The 23990-nt window shown below is 63.9% G+C and carries 20 protein-coding genes; 10 read left to right on the top strand and 10 right to left on the bottom strand.

All coding sequences use genetic code 11. The annotated features are described in order from the left end of the window. Positions 1-70: 70 nt before the first annotated feature. The 6 genes from PCE31107_RS01185 (at position 71) to PCE31107_RS01160 (ending at position 6264) form a co-directional block, all read left to right on the top strand. Positions 71-928, top strand: coding sequence for a branched-chain amino acid ABC transporter permease (locus PCE31107_RS01185; RefSeq protein WP_150605989.1), 858 nt, complete (start codon positions 71-73; stop codon positions 926-928). Continuing rightward, the gene (locus PCE31107_RS01180; RefSeq protein ID WP_150606836.1) at positions 928-1917 is read left to right on the top strand and encodes a branched-chain amino acid ABC transporter permease; all 990 of its coding nucleotides are present in this window, start codon (positions 928-930) and stop codon (positions 1915-1917) included. Before PCE31107_RS01185 ends, PCE31107_RS01180 begins: the two co-directional genes overlap by 1 nt. After that, positions 1914-2681: an ABC transporter ATP-binding protein gene (locus PCE31107_RS01175; protein WP_130024493.1), complete on the top strand. Its 768-nt coding sequence runs from the start codon at positions 1914-1916 to the stop codon at positions 2679-2681. Before PCE31107_RS01180 ends, PCE31107_RS01175 begins: the two co-directional genes overlap by 4 nt. Further along, entirely contained in the window at positions 2678-3379 is a 702-nt protein-coding gene (locus tag PCE31107_RS01170) for an ABC transporter ATP-binding protein (protein WP_150561999.1), read from the top strand. The genes PCE31107_RS01175 and PCE31107_RS01170 overlap by 4 nt, the downstream gene beginning before the upstream one ends. 126 nt (positions 3380-3505) lie before the next feature. Next, complete coding sequence (locus PCE31107_RS01165) at positions 3506-4768, top strand: Zn-dependent hydrolase (protein WP_150605987.1); 1263 nt, start codon at positions 3506-3508, stop codon at positions 4766-4768. Continuing rightward, positions 4765-6264 (top strand): M81 family metallopeptidase, encoded by a 1500-nt coding sequence (locus tag PCE31107_RS01160; RefSeq protein WP_150605985.1) that lies wholly within the window; start codon positions 4765-4767, stop codon positions 6262-6264. Before PCE31107_RS01165 ends, PCE31107_RS01160 begins: the two co-directional genes overlap by 4 nt. Before the next feature lie 35 nt (positions 6265-6299). Here PCE31107_RS01160 and PCE31107_RS01155 read toward each other — a convergent pair whose 3' ends face one another. The 8 genes from PCE31107_RS01155 to urtA all read right to left on the bottom strand — a co-directional run bounded on the left by PCE31107_RS01155 (position 6300) and on the right by urtA (position 14055). Beyond that, positions 6300-7328, bottom strand: coding sequence for an aliphatic amidase (locus tag PCE31107_RS01155; RefSeq protein WP_150605983.1), 1029 nt, complete (start codon positions 7326-7328; stop codon positions 6300-6302). 79 nt (positions 7329-7407) lie between these two features. Further along, the gene (locus tag PCE31107_RS01150; RefSeq protein WP_130024488.1) at positions 7408-7761 is read right to left on the bottom strand and encodes an FmdB family zinc ribbon protein; all 354 of its coding nucleotides are present in this window, start codon (positions 7759-7761) and stop codon (positions 7408-7410) included. 52 nt (positions 7762-7813) lie between these two features. Further along, the gene (gene fmdA / locus PCE31107_RS01145) at positions 7814-9052 is read right to left on the bottom strand and encodes a formamidase (RefSeq protein ID WP_150605981.1); all 1239 of its coding nucleotides are present in this window, start codon (positions 9050-9052) and stop codon (positions 7814-7816) included. A gap of 68 nt (positions 9053-9120) precedes the next feature. Then, entirely contained in the window at positions 9121-9810 is a 690-nt protein-coding gene (urtE, locus tag PCE31107_RS01140) for an urea ABC transporter ATP-binding subunit UrtE (RefSeq protein WP_130024486.1), read from the bottom strand. A gap of 14 nt (positions 9811-9824) precedes the next feature. Beyond that, the gene (gene urtD, locus PCE31107_RS01135) at positions 9825-10568 is read right to left on the bottom strand and encodes an urea ABC transporter ATP-binding protein UrtD (protein WP_130024485.1); all 744 of its coding nucleotides are present in this window, start codon (positions 10566-10568) and stop codon (positions 9825-9827) included. Beyond that, entirely contained in the window at positions 10565-11749 is a 1185-nt protein-coding gene (urtC, locus tag PCE31107_RS01130; RefSeq protein WP_150605979.1) for an urea ABC transporter permease subunit UrtC, read from the bottom strand. The genes urtD and urtC overlap by 4 nt, the downstream gene beginning before the upstream one ends. Positions 11750-11807: 58 nt before the next feature. After that, positions 11808-12725, bottom strand: a complete 918-nt coding sequence (gene urtB / locus PCE31107_RS01125; RefSeq protein ID WP_150605977.1) for an urea ABC transporter permease subunit UrtB — start codon at positions 12723-12725, stop codon at positions 11808-11810. Positions 12726-12780: 55 nt separating this feature from the next. Next, positions 12781-14055 carry an urea ABC transporter substrate-binding protein gene (urtA, locus tag PCE31107_RS01120; protein ID WP_130024483.1) on the bottom strand — a complete coding sequence of 425 codons (1275 nt, stop codon included), beginning with the start codon at positions 14053-14055 and terminating at the stop codon, positions 12781-12783. Positions 14056-14261: 206 nt separating this feature from the next. Between urtA and PCE31107_RS01115 the strand changes: the two genes are divergently transcribed. Both PCE31107_RS01115 and PCE31107_RS01110 read left to right on the top strand, forming a co-directional pair. After that, on the top strand, positions 14262-17687 hold the full coding sequence (locus tag PCE31107_RS01115; protein WP_425494705.1) for a hybrid sensor histidine kinase/response regulator: 3426 nt from the start codon (positions 14262-14264) through the stop codon (positions 17685-17687). 49 nt (positions 17688-17736) lie between these two features. Continuing rightward, a complete protein-coding gene (locus PCE31107_RS01110) occupies positions 17737-18636 on the top strand; it encodes a response regulator transcription factor (RefSeq protein ID WP_130027644.1) in 900 nt (299 codons plus the stop codon). 64 nt (positions 18637-18700) lie between these two features. Here PCE31107_RS01110 and PCE31107_RS01105 read toward each other — a convergent pair whose 3' ends face one another. Together PCE31107_RS01105 and PCE31107_RS01100 are read right to left on the bottom strand one after the other, a co-directional pair. After that, the gene (locus PCE31107_RS01105; RefSeq protein WP_150551167.1) at positions 18701-20011 is read right to left on the bottom strand and encodes an MFS transporter; all 1311 of its coding nucleotides are present in this window, start codon (positions 20009-20011) and stop codon (positions 18701-18703) included. Beyond that, complete coding sequence (locus PCE31107_RS01100) at positions 20008-21198, bottom strand: M20 aminoacylase family protein (protein WP_130024481.1); 1191 nt, start codon at positions 21196-21198, stop codon at positions 20008-20010. Before PCE31107_RS01100 ends, PCE31107_RS01105 begins: the two co-directional genes overlap by 4 nt. A 264-nt stretch (positions 21199-21462) precedes the next feature. Here PCE31107_RS01100 and PCE31107_RS01095 point away from each other — a divergent pair, with 264 nt between their 5' ends. Together PCE31107_RS01095 and PCE31107_RS01090 are read left to right on the top strand one after the other, a co-directional pair. After that, on the top strand, positions 21463-22383 hold the full coding sequence (locus PCE31107_RS01095) for a LysR family transcriptional regulator (RefSeq protein ID WP_130024480.1): 921 nt from the start codon (positions 21463-21465) through the stop codon (positions 22381-22383). An 85-nt stretch (positions 22384-22468) separates the two neighbouring features. Continuing rightward, positions 22469-23854, top strand: coding sequence for a TAXI family TRAP transporter solute-binding subunit (locus tag PCE31107_RS01090; RefSeq protein WP_150605973.1), 1386 nt, complete (start codon positions 22469-22471; stop codon positions 23852-23854). The last annotated feature ends 136 nt before the right edge of the window (positions 23855-23990 follow it).

Below are 23990 nucleotides of genomic sequence, written 5' to 3'. Positions count from 1 at the left end.
GTCTGTGCCGCGCGGCGAAAGCCGGACGGCACACGGTGCTCCACGTCCACCCAAGCTCTTCGGGACGCGCATGAACGTCTATTTTCTGCAGGTCATCAACGGCGTCGGGATCGGCATGTTGTACTTCCTGCTCGCCGTCGGGTTATCCATCATCTTCGGCCTGCTGCGCTTCGTGAATTTCGCGCACGGCGCCTTCTATGTGCTCGGCGCGTATTGCTGCTACCAGGCGATGCAATGGGGCCTGTCGTTCTGGCTTGCGCTGATCGTCTGCCCGATCGTCGTCGGCGCCCTCGCCTGGATCGCCGAGAAGCTGCTGCTTTCGCGCATCTACGAGAAAGCGCACGAATTCCACATCCTCGTCACGGTCGGCCTGGCGCTCGTCGTCCAGGAACTGGTCATCATCATCTGGGGCCCGCTCGGCGATAACGTCGCCGTGCCTGCGGCGCTCGACGGCGTGGTGATGTGGGGCAGCTTCATCTATCCGAAGTACCGGCTCTTCCTCATCGGCTTCACCGTCGTGTTCGCCGCCGTGCTCTGGTGGCTGCTCGAAGGCACGCGCCTGGGCAGCGCGGTGCGCGCGGGCAGCGAGTCGTCCGAGATGGTGTCGCTGCTCGGCATCAACGTGTTCCGGGTGTTCAGCCTTGCGTTCGCGCTCGGCGCGGGCACCGCCGCGCTGGCGGGGGTATTGGCGGCGCCGGTGCGCGGTGTCGACCCGTTCATGGGGATCGAGGCGCTGGGCATCGCGTTCGTGGTGGTCGTCATCGGTGGCATGGGCAGTTTCGCCGGGGCGCTCGTGGGCGGCCTCGTGATCGGTATCGTGCAAAGCCTGATGAGCACGATCTGGCCGGAAGGCGCGCGACTGATGATTTATGTGGCGATGGCGGCGGTGCTGCTCATGCGCCCGCACGGCCTGCTCGGGAGGGGATGATGCTGGTACGTTACCGCTTTTGGCTGCTCGCCGCCGCCGTCACGCTGATCCTGCCGGTCACGCTGTCCTCGGGCACGCTCGCGACTGAAGTGCTCGTCTATGCGCTGGCCGCGCTCGGTTGCAATCTTCTGCTCGGCTACACCGGTCTGCTCTCGTTCGGCCAGGGCATCTTCTTCGGCCTGGGCAGCTACACGCTGGGCATCCTGCTCACGCGCTGGGCGCTGCCCATGCCGCTCGCCGTCGTCGCGGCGATCGTCTTGGGCGCCGCGGTCGCCGCCATCGTCGGCAGCTTTGCGATCCGACAGAAGGGCACCTACTTCGTGATGCTCACACTGGCGTGCGCGCAGATGTTCTACTTCCTCGCCTACACGGCGACGGACTGGACGGGCGGCGACAACGGGCTGCTCGACATCCCGCGCCAGTCGCTCGCATTGGGCGGCAAGACGCTGATCCCGCTCGAGACGCCCTGGCAGTACTACACCTTCGTCGCCGTCGTCTTCCTGATCGTCTTCGCGGGGCTTTTGCGCGTGGCCGATTCCGTGTTCGGCCGCACGCTGCTCGCCATTCGCGACAACGAGGCCCGCGCGGCCGCCGTCGGCTATCACGTGAAGACCTTCAAACTCGTGGCCTTCGCCATCTCGGGTGCCGTCACGGCGTTGGCGGGTGCGTTGCACGCACTCATGACGGGCATCGCACCGCTGTCCAATATCGAGTACCACTCAAGCGAAATGATCCTTGTGATGACGGTGATCGGCGGCACGGGCAATCTCTTCGCGTCAGTGCTGGGCGCGGCGTTCTACGTGCTCGCCGCCGATTGGCTCTCCACGCTCTGGCCGCGCTGGCTGCTGTTGCTCGGCCTGCTGCTCATCGCCGTGAGCCTGTTCATGCATCGCGGTCTGTGGGGCGTGGGCGAATCGCTGTGGTGTCGCATCACCGGCAAGCGCGGCGATTCAGATGGCAAGTTGGATACGCAGGGAGACCCGACATGAGCGATGCTCTCATCGAAGCCACCGGCATCGTCAAACGCTACGGCAAGTTCACCGCGTTGCATGGCGTCGATCTGCGAGTGGCCCCCCGCACAGTGCACTCGGTCATCGGGCCGAACGGCGCGGGCAAAACCACGCTGTTCCACATGCTCACCGGCACGGTGCCAGTCTCTGGCGGGCGCATCCTGTTCGACGGTCACGACGTGACCACCGAAGCCGATTTCCGGCGTGTCCAGCGCGGCATTGCACGTTCGTTCCAGGTGACGGCGCTCTTCCAGAACCTGTCGGTGCGCGAGAACCTGCGGCTGGCTGCGCTGGGGGTGACGCCGCGCCGTGCGCTCTCGTGCTGGCGCAAGGCCGACGGCCCGCGCGCCTGTGCGTCCGTCGTCGATGATGTGCTCACGCGCCTCGCGCTCACGCGTCATGCCGGCACCGCGGCGGGTGCGCTCTCGCACGGGCAGCAACGCCGTCTCGAAGTGGGCATGGCGCTCGCGGCGCGTCCCAAGGCGATCTTCCTCGACGAGCCGACGTCGGGCATGGGCATCGACGATCTCGACGACATGAAGCAGCTCATTCGCGGTCTGCGCGACGATCACACGGTCGTGCTCATCGAGCACAACATGAACATCGTGATGGACATCTCCGACACGATCACCGTCATGCAGCAAGGCCGCGTGCTGGTCGAAGGCAAGCCGGATGCCATTCGCGCCGACGAACGCGTGCGCGCCGCCTATCTCGGCAACATGATTACCGGAGGCCGCGCATGATCCTCGACGTCGCAGGCATTCACAGCTATTACGGCAAGAGCCACATCCTGCAAGGCGTAACGCTGAGCGTTGGCGACGGCGAACTCGTCACGCTGCTCGGTCGCAACGGCGCGGGCAAGTCGACCACGCTCAAGACCATCGCGGGCGTCGTACCGCCCAAGGCCGGCAGCATCTCGTTCCTGGGCAAGCCCGTCGCCGGACAACCGGCGCACCGAATCGCCGCGCGCGGCGTGTGCTTCGTGCCCGAGCATCGCGGCATCTTCAAACTGCTCACCGTCGAGGAGAACCTCAAGCTCGGGGCGCGACGCGATTCGCCCTGGCAGCTTGCCGACATCTACCGCATCTTTCCGCGGTTGCAGGAGCGTCGCAAGAACGGTGGCGCGCAACTCTCCGGCGGCGAGCAGCAGATGCTGGCCATCGGACGCGCGCTGATGAATCACCCGCGTCTGCTCATGCTCGACGAGCCGGTCGAAGGACTCGCCCCGGTGATCGTCGAGGAGATCGTGGCGCAGTTGAAGCTCATCAAGCAAGCGGGCGTCGCGATCCTGCTCGTCGAACAGAATCTGGAGGTCTGCACACAACTCGCCGACCGGCATTACATCGTCGAGCAAGGCGTGATCGTGTATGGCGCGGACAACGCCGCGTTTCTCGCCGACGAGGTCGTCAAGGACCGTTACCTCGGTGTAGGCGTGGCCTGAGCCGCGTGGCCCCGATTTTCCCCGAAGCGCGCCGCCACGCCCCCATGCGACGGGGTGAGCGCGCCACTCTGCCAACGCAGGCGCCAGCGCGAGCGTCGCGGCGTCTGCCCTGAAGGACTGATGAACATGGAACGTCTCGATCAGCCGTCACCCGCAGTACGCGTCGACGGCGCGCGCCTGTGGGACAGCCTCATGCAACTCGCGCAAATCGGCGCGACCGAGAAGGGGGGCGTATGCCGTCTCGCGCTGACCGATCTCGACCGGCAGGGCCGCGATCGATTTGTCACGTGGGCCAAGGAGATCGGCTGCACGGTGCGTGTCGACGCGATCGGCAACATCTTCGCGCGACGCGCCGGCCGCAACGACGCGTTGCCGCCCGTCATGACCGGCAGCCACATCGACACCCAGCCAACCGGCGGCAAGTTCGACGGCAACTATGGCGTACTCGCCGGGCTTGAAGTGCTGCGCACGCTCAACGACAACGGCATCGTGACCGAGGCCCCGCTCGAAGTCGCCGTCTGGACCAACGAGGAGGGGTCGCGTTTCGTGCCCGTGATGATGGGGTCCGGTGTCTACGCCGGCGCCTTCACGCTGGATCACGCGCTCGCGCAGAAAGATCGAGAGGGCGTCACCGTCGCCGACGCGTTGCGCGCCATCGGCTACGCGGGCTGCGCGCCGGCGGTAGGTCAAGCGGGCGCGGTCGGCGCGTACTTCGAAGCGCACATCGAGCAAGGCCCGGTCCTCGAAGCGCATGGGAAGACGATCGGTGTAGTGCAGGGCGCCCTCGGTCAGCGCTGGTACGACGTGACCGTCACGGGCATGGAGGCTCACGCGGGCCCCACGCCGATGGAACTACGTCGCGACGCGCTGCTCGCCGCCGCGCAGCTGATCCAGGCGGTGAACCGCATCGCCTGCGAGCACGCGCCCCATGCGCGCGGCACCGTGGGCTGGGTCGACAACTATCCGAATTCGCGCAACGTGATTCCGGGCCGCGTGACGCTCTCCGTCGATCTGCGCGCGGCCGACGACGCCACGCTCGACGCGCTCGACGCCAAGCTGCGCGCCGAGTGCGACGCGTTGCGCACGAACGGCATCGACGTCGCCATCGAGCCGGTCGTGTACTTCCCGCCGCAGCCGTTTGCACCGGTACTGGTCGACGCGATTCGCTCGGGCGCGCAGGCACTCGGGCTGTCGTCGATGGATGCCATCAGCGGTGCGGGGCACGATGCGGTCTATCTGGCGCGCGTCGCGCCGACGGCGATGATCTTCGTGCCGTGCAAGGACGGCATCAGTCACAACGAAATCGAAGATGCCGATCCGGTGCATCTCGAAGCCGGTTGCAACGTGTTGTTGCAAGCGATGTTGCAACGTGCGGGAGGTGTCGCATGAAAGTGATGATTGCGCGGATGAATCACGAGACGAATACATTCTCGCCGGTGCCCACACCGCTCGACGCCTTCGGCCCTCACGGACCCACGTATGACGAAGCGGCCTATCGCGATAACAAGGGCATGCGCACGGCCATGGCCGCGTTCATCGATCTCGCCGAGGCCGCCGGGGCGCAGATCGTGACACCCGTCTGCGCTGCCGCCAACCCGAGCGGCCCGGTGGCGGCGAGCGCCTACGACGCCCTGTGTGACCGGATTGTGGCTGCGGCGAGCGGCGTCGATGCGATCCTGCTCGATCTGCATGGCGCGATGGTCGCGGAAAACAGCGACGATGGCGAGGGCGATCTGCTCGAGCGCGTGCGCGCCGTCGCACCCGATACGCCGATTGCCGTCGCGCTCGACCTGCATGCCAACGTCACGCAAAAGATCGTCGCGAACGCCGATATCGTCGTGGGATTCAAGACGTATCCGCACATCGACATGTACGAGACCGGCGAGCACGCGGGCCGCCTGCTCTTCGAGATGTTGAAGGGCAAACGCCGCCCTCGCGTGGTGTGGCAACAACCGCCGTTGATGGTGCACACGCTGCGCAGCACGAGCCACGGGGGTGCGATGAAGCGCGCGCTCGACGCCGCGCGGCGTGCCGAAGCCGAGGAGGGTATTCCGGCCGTGTCGGTGTTTTCGGGTTTTTCGCTCGCGGACATCCCCGCGCCTTGCATCAGCGTGGTCGTGACGGCTGGCGACGGGGAGGACGGCGTGGCACGTGCCCAGGCCGTCGCTGACCGTATCGCCGCGCAGATATGGGAGGCCCGCGACGAGTTCGTTTACCGCAGCGCGCCGCTCGGCGAGTCGATCGCCGAAGCGAAGCGTCTGGCCGACGGCGCCGACAAGCCGGTGCTGCTGCTCGATCACAGCGACAACTGCATGTCCGGCGGCACGTGCGACACGATGGACGTGCTCGAAGCAGCGCTCGCGGCCGGGCTCACCGGTATCGGCGTCGGCCCGCTGTGCGATCCGGAAGCGGTCGCGACGTTGATCGCCGCGGGCGAGGGCGCCGAGGTGACGCTCGCCGTCGGCAACAAACGGCCGCTGACGCAGTTGGGCATCGCCAAGACACCGCCGGTCCTCACGGGCATCGTGCGCAAGATCAGCGATGGCGAGTATGTCGTGAGCGGCCCGACTTACACGGGGCAACGCTGCTACATGGGCCGCACGGTGCTGTTCGATATCGGGCCGGCTCGCATCGTGGTGACCGAGCGCACGCACGAGCCGTGGGATCACGGTGTGTTCACGTGCGTCGGCCTCGACCCGCGCAGCGAGCGCTTCCTGCTGCTCAAGTCGCGCATGTACTGTCGACCGGTGTTCGTGCCGATCTCGGCAGGGCTGGTCGAATGCGACAGCGACGGCGTGACGAGTTCAAATTTCGCGCTTTTCCCGTTCTCGCGCGTGAACCGTCCGATGTATCCGCTGGATCGGGAGGTGAAGTTCGGCGGATGAGTATGCGGTGGCGGGCCTTTACGGCCCGCCCCCTCTCAACCTCCTCCACAAGGGATCCCGTCAATCGGGCACTCTTCAGTTCCGGGTGTCGAACGGGTGATAGCCTCGACTTTCCGCTGTGTGCCTTCCGGGTCGGAGACCCAATCGCGGTAGAACCCGAACGGGCAATCGGCAACGCCGTTCGCGCTTTCGCCGGAATGGATCGTCCCGGTGTATCCGCGGTGAAGCAGCTTATACAGATGGTTTTGGGACTGCATGTTCTTGCGCGCGTCGCGAATCGCGCTCACGGACAGTTCCGCGTATTGCACGCCCATCTCTTCCTCGCCGCACTCACCGAGTGTGCGGCCGTCGAAGCCGACGATCGCCGAGTGGCCGAAGTACGAATACACACCGTCCCAGCCCGTCGCGTTCGCGACAGCCACATATGTGTTGTTCATCCACGCCATCGCCTTCGCCACAAGCACCTGCTGATCCTTGGCCGGATACATATATCCCTGACAACGCACCACCAGCTCCGCACCGTTCATCGTGCAATCCCGCCAGATCTCCGGATAGTTGCCGTCATCGCAGATGATCAGACTGATCTTCAGCCCCTTCGGTCCCTCCGTCACGTAAGTGCGGTCGCCGGGGTACCAGCCTTCGATGGGTGTCCACGGCATAATCTTGCGATACTTCTGCACGATCTCCCCGCGATTGTCGATCAGCACCAGCGTGTTGTAAGGCACCTTGTTCGGATGATCTTCGTGCCGCTCACCCGTGAGCGAAAACACCCCCCACACATTCGCCTTGCGACATGCCGCCGAGAAAATATCCGTTTCTTCGCCCGGCACCATCGCTGCGGTGTCGAACATCTCCTGACGGTCGTACATGATCCCGTGCGTCGAGTACTCGGGAAAGATCACGAGATCCATACCGGGCAACCCCTGCTTCATGCCGACGACCATGTCGGCGATCTTGCGCGCGTTCTCCAATACCTCCGCCTTCGTATGCAAACGCGGCATCTTGTAGTTGACGACCGCAACACCCACCCCGTCGCGGCTACTCGAAATATCTCCATGTCGCATGAATCGCTACTCCTTCAAAACTCGCGGTCCCGACGCACGGCCCGGAGACCCCGGGCCGTGCCGAACCCTTCCAAGAAAATCAATGGCTGATCATCCAGGGCCGTCCCGTCGGCCGCTTCAGCCCGCCCGTTGCCGTGGACGTCTGCCCACTTGCCCCCGCGAGCGACACCTTGCCGCCGGCGCAGCAACTGCACCCCGGTCGATGGCGCGACGACGGCCCGTCGCCCGAATGTCGCGGTGCATGGGCAGCCCGCTCGTTCGTGGCGTGCGCGGCCCGACTCGCACCTCCCATCAACGCAAGCGATGGCGCCGTCATCACGCGCGTGCCCTCACCCCCGCAATCCGGGCAATGGCACGGCGTGTCGCGATCCGCCATGCGCCGCATGACAGCGAACGGTCCGCACGCCGCACATTCGAAGTCATAAATCGGCATCTCCGCCTCCTGTTGTCCTATTTCGTGAGTGATGCTCGTGGCGCACACCGCGTCAGCTCTTCACCAGATCCGGCGAACACGGCATGTCGACGCTACCGGTCACGTGACGAATCGGTCCGTCGGCATTCGGACGGATGTCGAAGTCGAAGATCTGCGTGGGCAACCACAGCGTCGCACACGCATTCGGAATGTCGACCACGCCGCTGATATGCCCCTGCACCGGCGCACAACCGAGCAACGAGTACGCCTGCGCTCCCGAGTAACCGAACTTCTTCAGATACTCGATGGCGTTCAGGCAGGCCTGACGATAGGCGACCCCGACATCCAGATAGTGCTGCCCGCCCTGCTCGTCGACCGAAATACCCTCGAAGATCAGATAGTCGTTGTACGCCGGCGTAATGGGACTCGGCTGGAACACCGGATTGCGAATGCCGTACTTTTCCATGCCGCCCTTGATCACGTTGACACGCATGTGCACCCACCCCGCCATCTCGATGGCGCCGCAGAACGTGATCTCGCCGTCCCCCTGGCTGAAGTGAAGGTCGCCCACAGACAGCCCTGCGCCATCGACATACACCGGGAAGAAGACCTTCGAGCCGCGCGAGAGATCCTTGATGTCGCAGTTCCCACCATGTTCGCGCGGCGGCACCGTGCGCGCGCCTTCGGCGGCCGCCTTGTTGCGCGCGTCGCCCGTCAGCTTGCCCATGTGCGCCGTTGCGGCGAACGGCGGGTTGGCAAGCGGCGGCACGCGGTCCGGCTCCGTCGCGATCAGTCCGACCTCGCGCTCATTCCATGTCTGAAGCAATTTTGGATCCGGCAGACAGCCGATCAATCCCGGGTGAATCAGTCCGGCGAAATTCACGCCCGGAATATGCCGCGAGCTCGTGTAAAGCCCGTGGAAATCCCAGATCGACTTCTGCGCGTGCGGAAAATGATCGGTCAGAAAGCCACCGCCGTTCGTCTTCGAGAAGAAGCCGTTGAAGCCCCACTGACTGTCCTGCTTCGCGCCGATGTCGAGCAGATCGACGACCAGCAAATCGCCGGGCTGCGCGCCATGCACGCCCACCGGCCCCGACAGGAAATGCACGATCGACAGGTCGATATCGCGAACATCGTCGGCGCTGTCGTTATTCTTGATGAAGCCACCGGTCCAGTCGTACGTCTCAAGAACGAAGTCGTCGCCGGGATTCACCCAGCACGCCATCGGAATATCCGGATGCCAACGGTTGTGCACCTGCTCGTTTTCGTACGCGGATTGGTTCAGGTCGACCTTGATGAGAGTTTCGGCCATTGCATTCGCTCCTGGTTTCAAATGCCGGCGCCAGACACCGGCGATCAATGACGCCACGCGGCGTCGGATTACACGGAGAGGTATTCGCGTATGCGCCCGGCATCGCCAGCGTCGCGCGTGCTCTGATGAACGAAGCGCCCGCCCTCGATAACGAACAATCGGTCCGCCACGTCCATCGCGAAACTCAGTACCTGCTCGGAAACGACGACGGCGATGTTGCGCGTCGCACGAATGTGATTGAGCGCCCGGGCAATGTCCTTGATGACGGACGGCTGAATCCCCTCGGTCGGCTCGTCTAGCAGCAGTACCTTGGGATTGGTCGCGAGCGCGCGCGCAATGGCGAGTTGTTGCTGCTGTCCGCCGGAGAGATTGCCGCCCTTGCGGCGGCGCATGTCGAACAGCACGGGAAACAACGCGTAGAGATCGTCGGGCACGGACTGGCTCGCCGCATTCTCGAGCCCGGTCTGGATGTTCTCTTCGACGGTGAGCGATGCAAAGATCTGGCGCCCCTGCGGAACGTAGCCGATTCCCTTGGACACGCGCCGGAAGCTCTCTTCCCTCGACACGTCGACACCGCCCACACGAACGGTGCCGCGATTCGCGGGCAACATGCCGATCAACGACTTGAACAATGTTGTTTTGCCCATCCCGTTGCGGCCCATCACCGCAACGCTTTCGCCACTGGCGACAGAAAAGCCGATGCCGTGCAGCACCTCGCTCTGGCCATAGCTGACGACAAGATCATCGACTTCCAACATGATGTGTCCTCCGATCAGTGTCCGAGATAAACATCGATCACACGCGGGTCGGATTGCACTTTGGCCATCGGGCCCTCGGCGAGAATCTTTCCCTGGTGCATCACGGTGACCTTGTGCGCGATCCGCTCAACGAAAGCCATGTCGTGCTCGATGACGATCATCGAGCGGTTGCGACAGATTCGATCGAGCAGATCAGCCGTCAGTTCGCGCTCGCGCACGCTCATGCCGGCAATCGGCTCATCCAGCATCAAAAGTTCGGGATCCTGCATAAGAAGCATACCAATTTCCAGCCACTGCTTCTGTCCGTGCGACAGCAAACCGGCTTCGAGGTCGAGCGAGGCCGACAGACCGATCTCTTCGGCAACGGATCGGACACGGTCCGCAACCTCGCTATCCGTGCGGTAGAAAAGCGCGCCGAACACGCCGCGCCCACGCGGGAACGACACTTCGAGGTTTTGCGCGACGCTCAGGTTTTCGTAGATCGACGGCGTCTGAAACTTGCGGCCTATGCCCCTGTGCACGCGTCTGAACTCGGCCAGCCGCGTGATTTCCTCGTTGCGGAACTTGATGCTGCCCGCCGTCTCCTTCGTCTTGCCGCAGATAAGATCAAGCAGCGTCGTCTTGCCGGCGCCGTTCGGACCGATCACGACGCGCAACTCACCACGCTCCAGATACAGATTCAGGGAATCGATGGCCTTGAATCCGTCGAATGAAACGCTGAGGTCTTCTATCGCCAGAAGAAAGTCGGTGTTGCTCATGCTTTTCGCTCCTTGTCTGTCGTGCTCCCGGCGCCGAGAAAACGGCGAATTCGCGGGCGCACATGCGCCTCGAAAAGACCCGCCAGACCGTTCGGGAAAGCCATCACCACGCCGATGAACATGGCCGCCATCAGATACAGCCAGAGATTGGGGAAGCTCTCGGAAAACCAGCTCTTGCCCAGATTGACGAGAATCGCGCCGTACACCGCGCCGACAAGCGACATACGTCCGCCAACCGCCGCATAAATCACCATCTCGATGGACGGCACGATGCCCACGAACGACGGCGACATGAAACCGACCTGAAGCGTGAACATCGCGCCGCCGATCGCAGCGAGCAACGCGGCGAAGCAGAATGAGAACACCTTGAACATCGAGACGTCGTAGCCCGAGAACCGCACGCGGTCTTCCTTGTCTCGCATGGCCAGCAGCAGCGTACCGAGCTTGCCGCGCTGCACCCACCGGCATAGCAGCAACGCGGCGATCAGCAACGCCGCGTTGACGAAGTAAAGAACGAGCTTCGCGTGGTCCGTGCGAATGTCCCAGCCGAGCAGCGTGCGCAGATCGGTGATGCCGTTCACCCCGCCGGTATATCCCTGTTGGCCGATGATGAGCACCGACAGAATCAGCGCCACGGCCTGCGTGATGATCGCGAAATACACACCGCCGACCCGCCGTTTGAACATCGCGTAACCGATCACGAAGGCAAGCGCCGTCGGCACGACAAGCACCGCGACAATCGAGAACGGCAGAGAGTGAAACGGCTTCCACATATCCGGCAGCGCGGTAACCTGATTCCAGTCCATGAAGTCCGGAATGCCCGGAGTGGTCTGTGTACTCGTGGCCGCGGCACTCGACGATTCGAGCTTGAGAAACATGGCCATCGCATAGCCGCCAAGCCCGAAGAAGACGCCCTGCCCGAGACTGAGCACGCCGCCGTAACCCCATGCGATCACCAGTCCGACGGCGACGAACGCATACGTCAGGTACTTGCCCATGAGGTTCAGGCGAAACGCGTCGAGCACGAGCGGAAACACGACAACGATGAGCACGGCCAGAATCACGATGCCCGCGTAGCCTGAAGCGTCGAAGCGCGCCAGCATGGCGCGCCAGCCGACGGGCGGGACGGGGGCCTCGGAGCGGAGGGAGACGCCGCCCGCCGAGGTTTGGATGGGTTCCATGTACATCTCTCCATACAGAGGAATCGGTCGACGACCGGGATACCGGCGCACCGGCGGATCACACGCGCCGGACTTTCGAGGCGAACAGGCCCTGCGGGCGCAACATCAGAATGACCACCACGGTGAGGAGCGTCACCACGCGGGCAATCGAGCCGGAAAGGAAAAACTCGCTGATCGACTGCATCTGTGCAATGCCGAAGGCCGAGGCCACCGTACCGAGCAGGCTCGCCGCGCCGCCGAACGTCACCACCAGGAACGAATCGACGATATAGAGCGAGCCGCTGGTCGGCCCCGTCGACCCGATGGCCGTGAACGCCGCGCCGGCGACGCCGGCGATGCCGCAGCCGATTGCGAATGTCATCCGGTCGGTGCGACGGGTATTGATGCCCGCCGCATTCGCCATCGGCCGGTTGGCGACGGTCGCACGCACACGCAGCCCCCAGCGTGAGCGGTACAGCGCCAACAACAGCCCGCCCGTCATGACGAGCGCGAGCGCCATCACGAACATGCCGCTCACCGGAATGTCGAGACCCGACGTCGGCTCCCATGACCCCATGAGCCAGTCGGGCAGCACCGGGCTGACTTCTTTCGGTCCGAACGTCGAACGGAACACTTGCTGCATGCCCAGACTCAGGCCCCAGGTGGCGAGCAACGTGTCGAGCGGACGCCGGTACAGATGTCGGATCAGCGCCCATTCCGCCAGCCATCCCGCCCCGAAGGCGAGCACGAAGGCGGCGACGATCGCGAAGAAGAAATACACCGGCGCGAATACCGGCCAGACGTTCTGGGTGACCCACGAGAACATGTAGACGGTATAGGCGCCGATAGTCATGAATTCGCCGTGCGCCATGTTGATGACGCCCATCTGCCCGAAAATCACGGCCAGTCCGAGCCCCATTAGCAGCAGAACACTGAACAGGCTCAGTCCCGCAAAGCCTTGCATCAGCGTGATATTGAGAATGTCGTTGGCGGACATCTGACGCTCCTCGCGCAACGACCGTCCGGTCGTCGCGCCTGTGCGGGTTGAGGAATTACATGTAGCCCTTCGGGAACGGATCCGGGTGGATCGGCTCCGGCGAACTCGCCACGACCTTGAACTGTCCGTCCGCCTGCCCTTGCCCGATCAGCGATCGGCTCCACAGGTGATGGTTCGGATCGACCTTCGCGTAGCCCTGGGGTGCGTTGGGCAGTTCAATGCCCGCTGAGGCAGCGACTACCTTGTTCACGTCGAAGCTGCCCGCGCGCTCACACGCGGTCTTCCAGATCCAGGGGCCGAGGTAGGCCGCCTGTGTCACGTCGCCGATCACCGATTTCGCACCGTAGCGGGCCTTGAATGCGGCGACGAACTTTTTGTTGTTGTCGTTATCCAGCGATTGGAAGTACTTCATCGACGAATAGAAGCCCGCGAAGTTTTCGCCGCCAATGCCCTGCACTTCGTCTTCCGTCACGGAAAGGGTCAGCAGGAACTGCTTCTGGGGCGTGATGCCCGCCGCCCTGAGTTGCTTGTAGAACGCCACGTTCGAGCCGCCCACCACCGTCGCGAAAATGCAGTCGGGACGCGCGAGCTTGATCTTGTTCATCAGCGAATTGAACTCGGTCGTGCCGAGCGGGTAATACTCTTCGCCGACCACCTTGGCGTGAAGATGCTGCTCGATATGACGGCGCGCAATCTTGTTCGACGTGCGCGGCCAGATGTAGTCGGAACCGATCAGGAAGAACGTCTTAGCCTTCTTCGTGTTCGACGCCCAGTCGAGCGCCCAGAGAATCTGCTGCGTGGCTTCCTGACCGGTGTAGAAGACGTTCTTCGACTGCTCCAGACCTTCATAGAACGTCGGGTAGTACAGCAAGCCGTTGTCCTTCTCGAACACCGGCAGCACCGCCTTGCGCGAGGCCGACGTCCAGCAACCGAAAACGGCCGCGACGTGGTCGTTCTCGAGCAGCTTCTTGGATTTCTCGGCAAAAGTCGGCCAGTCGGACGCACCGTCTTCCTGAATGATGTTGATCTTTCGTCCGAGCACGCCGCCCATCGCATTGATCTGTTCGATGGCGAGACGCTCTGCCTGAATCGAGCCCGTCTCGGAGATCGCCATCGTGCCGGTTGCCGAGTGCAACTGGCCGACCGTGACCGTGGTGTCGGTCACGGCGAGACCGGTGGTGTTCACCTTGGCCGTCGGCGGAACCTGTGCGAACGACGTTCGCGGCAGGCCCAGCGCCATGAGCGGGGCCGCGGCCAGGCCGCTGAGCAGCCGCCTGCGCAACGGCGAAGCCATGCGCTCGTCATCTTCGAATCGATCGTCTGCGGACATCACGTTCTCCTGATCATAGGCCCTGTGCAAGAAGCACGGCGGGCGGGTTTCACGGGTTTGAACGCAATGTAGGGAGCCAATTTGACGATCGGAATACGTCGATTGACGTATTCCCCAGGTTGGGCGGTGGAATGTAATTTGCTTTGGGCTTTACACCCAACGTCTTTTGCACCAATCCGGATCGTCTTCACGTCTTCATGGCCAAGATGCACCAAAGTTCAGTCAGCGCGCCCAGCACTCAGCGCATCGTGAAGGTGCGGCGGGATTACAACGCCTGGGTCGGCGACGAAACGCTGGAAGACTATGCGCTGCGCTTCACCCCGCGCTCGTTTCGCCGCTGGTCGGAATTACGCGTCGCGACCACGGCAATCGGCGGCGTATCGTTTCTGGTGCTGGAGGCCATCGGCGGTAGCCTTGTCATCAATTACGGCTTCACCAATGCGCTCTGGGCCATTGCCGCCGTCTCGATCCTGATTTTCCTGACGAGCCTGCCGATCAGCTATTACGCGGCGCGCTACGGCGTGGACATGGATCTGCTCACGCGCGGCGCCGGCTTCGGTTACATAGGCTCGACGGTGACGTCGTTCCTTTACGCCATCTTCACATTCCTGTTCTTCGCACTCGAAGCGGCCATCATGGCGCTGGCGTTACAGCTCTATTTCCACATCTCGCTGGCGCTCGCGTATGTCGTGAGTTCGCTCGTCGTGATTCCGCTGGTGATGTTCGGCATCACGCTCATCAACCGGCTGCAAAGCTGGACACAGCCGCTGTGGATCGTGCTGTTCGTGTTGCCTTACGCCGCAGTGCTGTGGCACCACCCCGGGATGATAAGAGAGTGGACCACGTTCGCGGGATTCGCCCCGCAGGGCCGGGCGTTCAGTCTCATTGCGTTCGGGCAGGCGTCGACGGTCGTGTTCGCGCTGATCGTGCAGATCGGCGAGCAGGTGGACTATCTGCGCTTCCTGCCGCCGCTGACGGCGCGCAACCGCAAGCGCTGGTGGCTCGCGCTACTGTCCGCCGGTCCGGGCTGGATCGTACCCGGTGCGCTGAAGATGCTCGGCGGCGCCTTCCTCGCATTTGTGGCGATCCAGAATGAAGTGGGGGTCGCTCAAGCCGCGCAGCCCACGCAGATGTATCTCGTCGCCTATCACATCCTCCTCGATCCGGCCGGGCTGGCCGGTTGGGCGCTGCCGGCCATGACGCTTTTCGTCATCGTCTCGCAACTCAAGATCAACGTGACGAACGCGTATGCGGGATCGCTGGCCTGGTCGAACTTCTTTGCACGTCTCACGCACAGTCATCCGGGGCGCGTGGTGTGGCTCGTGTTCAACGTGATGATCGCGCTGCTGCTCGTGGAGATCGGTGTCTTCGAGGTGATCGGTAAAGTGCTCTCGCTGTATGCAAATGTTGCCGTGGCCTGGATAGGCGCGCTGTGCGCCGATCTCGTCATCAACAAACCCTTGGGATACAGCCCGCGTCACATCGAGTTCAAACGCGCGCATCTCTATGATGTGAATCCCGTCGGGCTGGGCGCGATGTTGCTGGGCGTCGTGGCGGCCCTCACGGCTCGGGCCGGCGTCTTCGGCGAGCTTGGCGAGGCGATGTCGATGTTCCTCGCCTTCGGCGTGGCGTTCGTCTGCGCGCCGATCATTGCCATCGCGACACGCGGCAAGTACTACCTCGCGCGCAAGCCGCAATCGACCGGCGACGCCAGATCGCTGCGCTGCGCGATCTGCGAGCACGCATTCGAGCCGGAGGACACGGCCCACTGTCCGGCCTATGGCGGTACGATCTGCTCGCTTTGCTGCTCGCTGGACTCCCGTTGCCATGATCGCTGCAAGCCGCACGCGCGCTTCTCCGCGCAGGCCGACCGCGCATTACACTGCGTGTTTCCGCGCCTGCGGCTGGGGCCCGCGGCGTTGCGGCTCATTCGCTATGCGAGCCTCGTGCTGGCCATCCTTGCCGTGTTGGCCGGCGTTCTGTTTCTGATCTGGTCGCAGAGTGTGGCGTCGATCAGCCCGGCGGAAGTCGGGGTCATAGGAAGCAGCTTCCTCAAGATCTTCTTCTCGCTCGCCCTCGTGGGCTGCATCGCGGCATGGTGGTTCGTGCTGGAGCGCGAGAGCCGCCGCGTCACGGAAGAGGAATCGCAACGGCAGAACGAATTGCTGATGCAGGAAATCGAAGCGCACCAGAAGACCGACGAGGCACTTAAGCGCGCGAGCGCGGCCGCCGAGTCGGCGAATCAGGCCAAGAGCCGTTACGTATCGGGCCTCAGTCACGAACTGCGGACGCCGCTCAACAGCATCCTCGGCTATGCGCAGCTTCTGTTGCAGGCGAAGGAAGAGCTGTCCCCCACGCGCTACAACGCGGTTCGTACCATCCATCGCAGCGGCGAGCATCTGCTCGCGCTGGTCGACGGACTGCTGGACGTCGCGCGCATCGAGGCGGGCAAGCTGCAATTGAACATCACGAAAGTGTCGCTGACCGATTTCGTGTCTCACGTGTCGTCGATGATGAGTCCGTTGGCGATGGAAAAGGCGCTCGCCTTCGATGTCCAGGCCGTCGGTCGAATTCCGGGGACGGTGAAGTGCGATCAGAAGTACCTCGGGCAGATTCTCACCAACCTGATCGGCAACGCAATTCGCTTCACGTCTGCCGGGACGGTGACGCTGCGCGTGAGTCACGCGCTGGACACGCTGAAATTCGAGGTGATCGATACCGGACCCGGCATCGCGCCGGAGGAAATGGCGCGTCTCTTCCTGCCGTTCGAGCGTGGCGACGCCGCCCATGCGAACGATCACGGCGCGGGCCTCGGGCTGACGATCTGCCGATTGCTCACGCATGCGCTCGGCGGCAGTCTGGACGCGCACAGCGAGGTCGGACGCGGCACGCACTTCGTCGTGAAACTCTTCGCACCGGCAGTGAGCAGCGCACCCGATGTCTACACCGAGCTGGCGGGTATTCGCGGGTACGCGGGTGCGCGCCGCACGATTCTGGTGGTGGACGACCTGGCCGATCAGCGGGGGATCGTCGTCCAACTGCTCACGCCGCTGGGCTTCGACGTGACCGAAGTCGCCAGCGGTCCCGACGCGTTGCGATGGCTCGGCACTCACACCGCCGACGCGATCATCATGGACATCTCCATGCCGTTGATGGACGGCTACGAAACCAGCCGCCTGATTCGTGAGAATCAGCTCTCGGCGGCGCCCGTCGTATTGCTCTCGGCCAACGCTTTCGCCGACGATCGCGAGCGTGCCGGCGCGTCCGGCTGCGCAGGCTATCTGGCCAAGCCGTTGCAGGTGAATCTGTTGCTCGACAAGCTCGCACAACTGCTTTCGCTGGAATGGATTGCGTTGGAGCCGATGACGCCGCCCAGCCCGGCGCGGACGGAGCCATCGGCGGCGAGGTCCAACGCCATTCAGCTCGCGCTGCCCGAGGGGGTCCTTCAGCGTATCCGCGAGCATCTCGACGTCGGCTATGTGCAGGGGGTCGTCGAGCAACTCGACGAGGCGCGGCGCGTCCACCCGGCACTGTCCGCCCAGATCGATACGCTACGCGCACTTGCCGAACGCTTTGCGCTAAGGGAACTTGAAAATGAGCTTGTCCACCTGCCCCGCGCCACCGGTGCATGATGTGCCCACGGAGGCGAGCGACCCGCCGGAGTGGCTGGGTAACCGTCCCATCGTGCTGATCGTGGACGACACGCCCGACAATCTCGCCTTTCTCTCCGATACCCTGCAAGCGAACGGTTACACAGTGCTCGTCGCGTTAAGCGGCGAGGCGGCATTGAAGTGTCTGGCGCGGGTCACGCCGGACGTCGTGCTGCTCGACGCGATGATGCCCGCGATGGACGGCTTCGAGACCTGCACGCGGATCAAACAGGACCCACGTTACGAGCATCTTCCGGTCATCTTCATGACGTCGCTGACGGAAAGCGAGCATGTCGTGCGGGGCTTTCGCGTCGGGGGCATCGATTATGTGACGAAACCCGTGCGCCCGGAAGAGGTGTGCGCGCGCATTGGCGCGCATGTGGTGCGCTCGCGCGCGCAATCCTATGCACAGGCAGCGCTTTCGCTCGGCACGCGCGCGGCGCTTATCGTCTCGGAGGACGGCGCGATCTGCTGGCAGAGTCCTCAGGCGGCGCGGCAGATCGCGGCCTACGGGGCAACGCACGAGGACGTCGTCAAACCGCGTTTGCCCGCGCCGTTGCTGCACTGGTTCGTGGCCTGGCTTGCGCACGGCGCGCAGGCGAACGTCGTCCATGAATGCGTGCTCGAGAACGTTCGCCGTTCCGCCACGGCCGCCCCCGCCCCGAAGCCCGGCGAGTGGATCGTCACGCTCACGGAAGCCGACGACACCGCTTACTGTACGGCGCTTGCCCTGCGCTTCGGCCTGACCGCACGCGAAGCCGAAGTGCTCCTGTGGGTGTCGCGCGGCAAAGCCAATCGCGACATCGGGGACATCCTCGGCATGGCGCCCCGCACCGTCAACAAGCACCTCGAACACCTGTTCCGAAAGCTCCACGTGGAAACCCGCGCGAGCGCCGCCGCGCTGGTCATGAAAGTCCTCGATCGGCGGTGAGGTCGGCGTCAAGCAGCGAAGCTGATTGGCACGGCGTTCGCGCTGGGCTACCGACCTCAGACGCTTACTCGTCGAGCACCTTGTTGCCGGTCTCTTCAAACATCGACACGGCGATGAGCGAGATGATCACGCAGACGATCATGTACCAGGCCGGCGCCATCTTGTTGCCCGTCGCACGAATCAACCAGCCGGCCACGAGCTGCGCCGTACCGCCGAACACCGACACCGCGATGGCATAGGCGCTCGACATGTAGCCCGCGCGCAGATGTTTCGGGAAGTTCTCCGGCATCAGCGCGTAAGCGGGGGCCGATCCCATCGTGTAGCAGAGCATGAGGACAATCAGCGCCGCCAGGACGACCGGCAGCGAGGGGAAGTGCGTCATGATCCAGAATGCCGGATACAGCAGCACGATGAGCGCCACGCGGCCGATGATCGTGAGCGGCTTGCGTCGCCCCATCTTGTCTGACAATGCACCATAGATCGGGCACATCACCAGCGAGATCGTGCTGGCCGCCACGCCCGTGAGCATCGACATTTTCGGCGGTAGGCCCAGGTACTGAATGCAGTACGTCGGCATGTAATACATCATCACGTACGTCGACACCGACATTCCCATGATCGAGAAGATCGTGAGGAACCAGTTGCGCACGTATACGCCGCGCTTTGGGTCGTCGCGACCGGCGATCGTCTTCGCCTTCGGCGGTTCTTCCTGAATGTGACGACGCAGGTAGATCCCGACCGGGGCAATCAGCGTGCCGAGCAGGAACGGAATCCGCCAGCCCCAGCTGTGCATGATGTCGTCCGAGAGCAGGAAGCCCAGGCTCGCGGCCAGGCCCGAGCCGAGCAGCGCGGCCGCGCCCTGGCTCGCCAACTGCCAGCTCGCGCGAAAGCCGCGGCGCTTCGCACCGCCCATTTCCAGCAACGTGGCCGTCGCCGCACCAAATTCGCCGCCTTGCGCAAAGCCTTGCAGCAGGCGCGCCGCGACGATCAGCAACGGTGCGGCCAGACCGATCTGCGCATACGTGGGCGCGAGGCCGATGGCCGCCGAACCGAGTGCCATCAATCCGATGGTCAACGTGAGCGCCGGCTTGCGGCCGGCACGGTCCGCGTAGCGGCCCAGCACGAAACCGCCGAGCGGGCGCATCACGAAGCCCACCGCGAACACGGCGAACGCCAGCAGCGACGACGTGACGGGATCGTGGGCCGGGAAGAACTGCTTGCCGATGGTCAGCGCGAAATAACTGTAGACCGTGAAGTCGAAGAACTCCAGCAGGTTGCCGATGACGGCGGCAAACACGATCTTGCGTTGTTGCGCAGCGGTCATCGGCGACGGCTGTGCGCCGTCAAGCGTCAATGTGGAAGTGGCGATGCTCATGCGCGCTCCTTGGCAAGAAAGCGTTCGACCAGACGGGTCCAGAAGGCGGCGCCGATGGTCAGGTTGTCGTCGTTGAAATCGTACTTGGCGTTGTGCAGCATCGGCTTGCCCTCGCCGTTCCCCAGGCGAATAAAGCAGCCCGGCACCTTCTGCAGGTAGTACGCGAAGTCTTCGCTGCCCGCGATCGGCGGGAACGGCGAGATGACGTGCTCGGCGCCCACCAGCTCTTCGGCCACACCGCAGGCGAACGCCGTCTCCGCCTCGGTATTCACGAGCACCGGATAGCCGCGGATATAGTCGATATCGGCACTCGCGCCATAGCCCTCGGTATGCGACGTCACCAGCGCGCGAATGCGCGCCTCCAGCGTGGCGCGCACGTTCGCCGAGAACGAGCGCACGCTTATCTCCAGCACGGCCTCCTCGGGAATCACGTTCGGTGCAAAACCGGCGTGGAACGTGCCGACCGTCACAACGGCGGCTTCGGTCGGGTCGACGTTGCGCGCGACCACGGTTTGCAGCGCCATCACGAGACTGCTGCCGATCATGACCGGATCGATCGCCAGATGCGGTCGCGCCGCATGACCGCCACGGCCGTGGATACGAATCTTGACGGTGTCGCACGCGGCCATCATCGGGCCGGCGCGGAAGCCGAACGTGCCCGTGGGTACGCCCGGGTGATTGTGCAGACCGAAGATCGCCTCGCACGGGAAGCGTTCGAACAAGCCGTCGGCGATCATCTGTTCGGCACCGCTGTTCGAACCGGCTTCTTCCGCAGGCTGGAAAATCAGATGAACGGTGCCGTCGAAATTGCGTGTCTTCGCGAGTTGCTGCGCGGCGCCGAGCAGCACGGTCGTGTGACCGTCGTGGCCGCAGGCGTGCATCTTGCCGTCGTGCACGCTGGCATAGGCCAGGCCGGTCTGCTCGTGAATCGGCAGCGCGTCCATGTCGGCGCGCACGCCCACGGTGCGACCGCTGGTGCCCGCGGTGAGCGAGGCCACCACGCCGTGACCGCCGACGTGACGCGTGACCTGATACCCCCAGCCTTCGAGCTTTTGCGCCACGTAGCGCGACGTGTCGACTTCCTCGTAGGACAGTTCGGGGTGTTGATGGATGTGGTGACGCATCTCGGCCAGCGGCGCGCGCGCCTCCAGCAAATCGCTCACTTCGCAATAGCGAATCTCGCTCATCGGGGGCTCCTCTCTTGTTGAATAACGCGGAGTATTGCACCGACGAAAATCCCCACCCATGACGCAAACCACGTCAAAATGTTGCTTTCAAGTCAACAATTCGTCGCGGCGTCATCTCGACGGAATGGCGATGACATCGACAAGAAAAGGCATTGATTCAATGACTTGACGAGATGCCCCGGGGCCGTCGACGCGACCTGAACCGCCCCCGGTCAGTCTCGCGTCAGGCCGACGCATTCGCACAAACACAACACTGAGAAACGGATGACCTACGAGGCGTGGATCGACGACATCGGCGAGCGGGCGCTCAAATATCTTGCCGAAATTGCCGCGACGGGCGGCGTGCGCATGGCCGCCGAGTCGCTCGGCGTGAATCCGTCCGTGGTCAGCCGGCAGATTGCGGCGCTCGAGCGGCGCCTGCGCTTTCCGCTGATCGAACGGCGCGGACGCAATGTCAGCGTTACCGAGATCGGTCAGGTGCTCATCGACTATTACCGCGACGGCCAACGTCGGCAGCGCGACCTGTCGGCGAGGCTGGAGGAGTACCGGCATCTGAAGCGAGGGCGTGTGGCGATCGGTGTCGGGGAAGGCTTTATCGGACGCCTGATCGCACAGGCGTTGCAACGCTTTTCGATGAGCTATCCGGACATCCTCGTCGAAATACGCTCCGGCCCGACGCCCGCCGTGCTCTCGCTCGTGCGCGACGACGTCGTGGACATCGGCCTATGCGCGCGCTCCGCCGACGACCCGGCCATGCGCATTCATCCGTTCGCCGCGAAGGCCCTGTGCGCCGTGGTCGCCCCGACCCATCGCTTTGCAACCATGGCGAGTGTGCCGCCCTCGGAATTGGCGCACGAGCGGCTTATCTTCATGACCGAGGCCCACGGCGTGCAGCAATTCGTGCACTCGGTGCTCGACACCGCGCGTCTGAACGTGACGCCCGCCTACCGCGTCGATCTGTTCAACACCGCGCAGACGCTCGCGGCGGCGGGCCTTGGCGTGGCCTTCATGTCGGCGATCACCGCGCGGCGCGGCATCGAGCTTGGCGAGCTGGTCGCCGTGCCCATCGATCATCCGATCGCTTCCGGCTTCTCCAGCCAGATGATGACCCGCGTGGGCCGGCGTCTGTCGCCCGCCGCCGATCACCTCTGGAAGCAACTTGCACAGAGCCTCGCGCATCGTTGACGAAAACACCCGGCCCGATCAGTCAGCTTAGATGGCGTATGATCGGCCGGGTGTTGGACATGCGGGACAAGCCTGCCTGCTTTCGATGACGACCGATTCGAATTCACCCGCCCACCGGCGAATCCGTGCCCGCTTCGTCGCCATTTCCTGGCGCGACCTCGCCGTGTCCTTCGGCCCGGTCATCCTCTTGTCGATGGCGGCCATCTGGCTCGCCGTATGGCTCGTACGACCGGCGCCGCCGCGCACCGTGACGATCAGCGCCGGCCCTGAAGGCAGCTCCTTCTGGAACGCCGCCCAGCGCTATAAGACGATCCTCGCGCGCGATGGCATCACCCTCGTCGTTCTCACGTCGGAAGGCTCGCGCCAGAATGTGGAGCGGCTCGCCGACGCATCGCAGAACGTCGACCTGGGGCTGGTGCAGGGGGGCGTGTCGCAAGGCCTCGACGTCGATGGCCTGGTCTCGCTCGGCAGCGTGTTCTATGCGCCGATTTCCGTGTTCTATCGTGGGGCGCGCGTCACGAAGTTGTCGGACCTGACGGGCAAGCGCATCGCCATCGGTCGCGAAGGCAGTGGCGCACGCGCGCTGTCGCTCGCGCTGCTCAAGGCGAACGGCATCGAGCCGGGCGGTGCGACCCGGCTCACGGCATATGACGGACAGGATGCCGCGCAGGCCTTGATCGACGGGCGCGTTGACGCCGCCATGCTCACCGGCGACACCGCCACCGGCCCGACATTGGGCAAGCTGATCCGCACGCCCGGTGTGCGGCTGATGGACTTCGCGCAGGCCGATGCCTACACGCGCCGTTTCACGTATCTGAATCAACTCACATTGCCGCGCGGCGTTTTCGACCTCGGTCGCAACCTGCCGGCACAACCGGTACACGTCATCAGCCCGACGGTCGAACTCGTCGCGCGCGACAGCCTGCATCCGGCACTCTCCGACCTGTTGATCGAAGCCGCGCGGGAGGTGCACGGCAAGGCCAACCTGCTGCAACGCGCCGGGGAATTCCCTTCGGCCCAGGTCCACGAATTCCCGATCTCCGACGACGCCGCACGCTACTACAAATCCGGCAAGGGGTTTCTGTACCGGCATTTGCCGTTCTGGGTCGCGAGTCTCGCCGATCGCATCGTCGTGTTGCTCGTGCCGATCCTCGTCGTGCTGATTCCGGCATTCCGGCTGGTGCCGTCGCTGTACAGCTGGCGCGTGAAATCGCGGTTGTACCGCTGGTACGGCGCGCTCATCGCGCTCGAACGCGAAGCGCTGGCCGACGACGCCCACACCGAATACCGGAACCTTCGCCATCGGCTCGACGCCATCGAGGCCGCCGTCAATCGACTGAAGATCCCACTCGCGTACGCCGACCAGTTCTATGTGCTGCGCGAGCACATCGGCTTCGTGCGGCATCGGCTCGATGTCATGAACGCGAAATCGAGCGCTGCCGGCGCCGAGGAAAGTGTGCAGGGCGCCTGAGCAACTCAAAGTCTTGCTTATGCGCTTCATAATCAGCACTAGCTTTTCTTATGAACGGACAAAGCGCAGACTGTCGACAGTCCCGGGCCAGAACACCGGCCCATGAAATTGACTATCCGGAATCGCGTGAAAACTG

This window comes from Pandoraea cepalis (genome assembly GCF_902459625.1).
Taxonomy (GTDB): Bacteria; Pseudomonadota; Gammaproteobacteria; order Burkholderiales; family Burkholderiaceae; genus Pandoraea; species Pandoraea cepalis.
The sequence above is the reverse complement of the archived record's forward strand: the minus strand, read 5'-3'. Positions and strand labels throughout refer to the sequence as shown.